Annotated in this window: 4 protein-coding genes; 3 read left to right on the top strand and 1 reads right to left on the bottom strand. The window is 68.0% G+C overall.

What is annotated here, in order from left to right; genetic code table 11:
- Positions 1-62: 62 nt before the first annotated feature.
- Complete coding sequence (locus ACT4N8_RS05550; protein WP_444857139.1) at positions 63-956, bottom strand: LysR family transcriptional regulator; 894 nt, start codon at positions 954-956, stop codon at positions 63-65.
- 152 nt (positions 957-1,108) lie between these two features.
- On the opposite strand from ACT4N8_RS05550, the gene ACT4N8_RS05545 reads away from it, so the two are divergent.
- From ACT4N8_RS05545 to ACT4N8_RS05535, 3 genes are all read left to right on the top strand, one after another.
- Positions 1,109-1,681, top strand: a complete 573-nt coding sequence (locus tag ACT4N8_RS05545; RefSeq protein ID WP_444857138.1) for a sigma-70 family RNA polymerase sigma factor — start codon at positions 1,109-1,111, stop codon at positions 1,679-1,681.
- A complete protein-coding gene (locus tag ACT4N8_RS05540; RefSeq protein ID WP_444857137.1) occupies positions 1,678-2,334 on the top strand; it encodes an NrsF family protein in 657 nt (218 codons plus the stop codon). The genes ACT4N8_RS05545 and ACT4N8_RS05540 overlap by 4 nt, the downstream gene beginning before the upstream one ends.
- A gap of 130 nt (positions 2,335-2,464) precedes the next feature.
- Positions 2,465-2,746 (top strand): BufA1 family periplasmic bufferin-type metallophore, encoded by a 282-nt coding sequence (locus ACT4N8_RS05535; protein ID WP_444857136.1) that lies wholly within the window; start codon positions 2,465-2,467, stop codon positions 2,744-2,746.
- Positions 2,747-2,868: the final 122 nt, after the last annotated feature.

Raw genomic sequence — 2,868 nt, 5'->3', positions numbered from 1 at the left:
GGCTTTTCTCCTCCGGCGATTCTCTGTCCGGCGAAGCCGGCCCGCGTCAATCGGTTTTGCCTTCAGGCTGCCTTTTTTTGCGCGGGCCAGGGATAGCGGCGCGCTTCCTGGACGAAGGCGCCGACCGCCGGCGAATGGGGCCGGCCGCGCACGCTGGCGAGATAGATGGTCCGGCTGTAGCCCGGCTCGACCAGCGGCCGCACGATCAGATCGGGATCGGTGACCGCGAATTCGGGGAAGAAGCCCAAGCCCAGCCCGGCCTTGATCATCCCCTGCACCCAATCGTCGCGCGGCGAGGAGAAGACCTGGCGCATGTAGATCCCGCGGCTGTTGAGATCGGCGCGCACCGGTTTGAACACCTCGCAGTTCGAGCGGCTGACATAGGGCTCGTCGTGCAGCTCGGCGGCGCGGATCGGGTTGTGCGCGCAGAGGCGATGGTTGGGCGGCAGGAGGATGACGAAATCCTCCTGGAAGATCGGCAATTGGTGAAGCGTGTCGGGCAGCTCCTCGGGCACGCCGACGACCGCGATCTCGAGGTCGCCTTTCTCCAGCTTGTCGACCATTTCCGGTGCGCCCGCGTCGATCACGGCCACTTCGACCTCGGGATGGGCGGCGCGAAAGCGGATGATGAGGTCGGCGATGAGCTGCGGCCCGATCGTGCACATCGTGCCGATCGTCAGCGTTGCCCGCTCGAGCTTCTTGACCGCCTTGGCATGTTCCTTGGCGGCGCAGGTCTGGGCATGGATCGATTCGAGATAGGGCAGCATCATCCGCCCCAGCTCGGACAAATGGGTGTTGCCGCGCTCGCGGTGGAAGAGCGGGCCGCCCAGCTCATGCTCGAGTTGCTGGATGGCGCGGGTCAGCGCCGGCTGGCTGACATTACAGTGCTCCGCCGCGCGCGTGAAGTTCAGCGCCTGCGCCAGCGTCACGAAATAGCGGACCTGCTGCATTTCCATGGCGGCAACCCCCTCCCTGCCGATCATTACACTCCCGGAAAGAACCGGACCAGCCTGAGCCGCTTCGGGCGCGGGCGCAAATAGCATCCTTGCATCGAACCGATAGGCAAGCGACGATCCCATGGCCTACATCCGGCGCGAAGGGAGGCAGCTTGGCCCGGCCGCCTGAGATGGACGACGATCTCCGCTGGGGAGACCTCCTCGCCGCTGCGCAGCGCGGCGACGCCGGCGCCTATCGCGCCTTCCTCGCCGAGATCGTGCCCTTCGCCCGCGCCGTCGCGCGGCGCAAAGGGTGCGCCGAAACGCTGGTCGAGGATGTCGTCCAGGATTCGCTGCTGACAATCCACCGGGTGCGGCACACTTATGAGCCCGGATGTCGGGTCAAGCCGTGGCTCGCGACGATCGTCCAGCGCCGCGCGATCGACGCGCGACGACGGCAAGGCCGAGTCGCCCGGCACGAAGTCAGCGACCCGGATGCCTATGAAACCTTTGCCGATCCCGAAGCGAATAGGACAGAGGCGGCGGGATCGGCCACCGCCGTGCAGCGCATGATGACTCACCTCACTCCGGTGCAAAGAGAAGCGATCGAGTTGATGAAGCTCAATGAAATGACCCTCGCGGAGGCGGCGGCCGAATCCGGTCAGTCGGTCGCCTCGCTCAAGGTGAACGTGCATCGCGCGCTGAAGCGCCTGAGGCGGGCATTCGGGCCGGAGGGCCTGTCGTGAGCCGCCCAACGACCGACGAGCTGATCGACAGCCTCGCCGCGGGCGTGCCGCCGGTGAAGCCGCTCGTCCCGCCGCTTCGCCGCGGGCTGGCCGCGCTCGCCGTGCTGGCGATTGCCGGGACGGCCCTTGTGCTGGCCTTCGGCGACGCCGACGGGCTGCTGGCACGCTATGCCGGCCGCGAAACGCGGCTCGCGCTGGAATTGGGGGCGATGCTCCTCACCGCGGCGCTGGCGCTGCTGGGGGCATTCGCCGTCTCGATCCCGGGCCGGTCCCGCCGCTGGCTGCCCGCCCCCGTGCCCGCCTTGCTGGCTTGGGTCGGGCTCAGCGGCGCGGGCTGCTACGAACATTTTGTCGCTACCGGCTCGGCGGGCGCTCTGCCCGGCGAAAGTGCCGATTGCTTTCGCTTTCTGCTCGTCGGCAGCCTGATCGTTGGTCTTCCCATCCTGTGGCTGCTGGCGCGCGCGCGTCCGGTCGAGCCGCTGCCGGTCGCGGCGCTGGGCAGCCTAGGCGCGGCCGCCGCCACGGCCTTCCTGCTGCAATTCTTCCATCCCTTCCAGATGACCCTGGCCGATCTCGGCGTGCATCTTTTCGCGGTCGTCCTGATCGTGCTCGCCGCCTCGCTCACGCGCCGGCTGACGCTGAAGCCCGCCTGATCACAAGCGCCACGCCAATAACGCGCCTGCATCAAACCTATTCCAAAGCGGAAGTGTAACCCACGGCCGGTCTCGGGCGAAAAGAGGGGATGGCACCGGCTTGCGGTGCCGATCGACTCAGGAGACCGAAATGAAGACTCTCAACATCGCCGCGGCAGCCGCCGTCGCGCTCACCGGCATCGCCGCCACCGCGGCCTCGGCCCAGCCGGTTCGCCCACAGCCCAATGCCGAGCGCTGCTACGGCATCTCGCTCGCCGGCCGCAATGATTGCGCCGCCGGCCCGGGCACGAGCTGCGCCGGCACCTCGACCCGCAACTATCAGGGCAATGCCTGGAAATATGTCGCGCGCGGCACCTGCACCCGCATCTCCACCCCGCGCGGCCCGGGCTCGCTGACCCCGGTCAACCGCTGAGCGAAGGCCCCGAACCATGGACCCGACCGCCGGCCTCGGCTTCAAGCCGATCCACATTGCGGAGGCGCTCGCCGCGCCGGCGGCCGGGCTGTGGTTCGAGGTGCATCCCGAAAACTACATGG

The organism is Sphingosinicella sp. (assembly GCF_052387495.1).
Lineage (GTDB): Bacteria > Pseudomonadota > Alphaproteobacteria > Sphingomonadales > Sphingomonadaceae > Allosphingosinicella.
Note: the sequence above shows the minus strand (reverse complement) of the source record. Positions and strands in the feature narration are given on the sequence as shown.

Excerpts from the sequence above, each read along its gene's own strand:
- ACT4N8_RS05535 (WP_444857136.1), top strand. The coding sequence starts at position 2,465 with ATGAAGACTCTCAACATCGCCGCGGCAGCCGCCGTCGCGCTCACCGGC.
- ACT4N8_RS05550 (WP_444857139.1), bottom strand. The coding sequence starts at position 956 with ATGGAAATGCAGCAGGTCCGCTATTTCGTGACGCTGGCGCAGGCGCTG.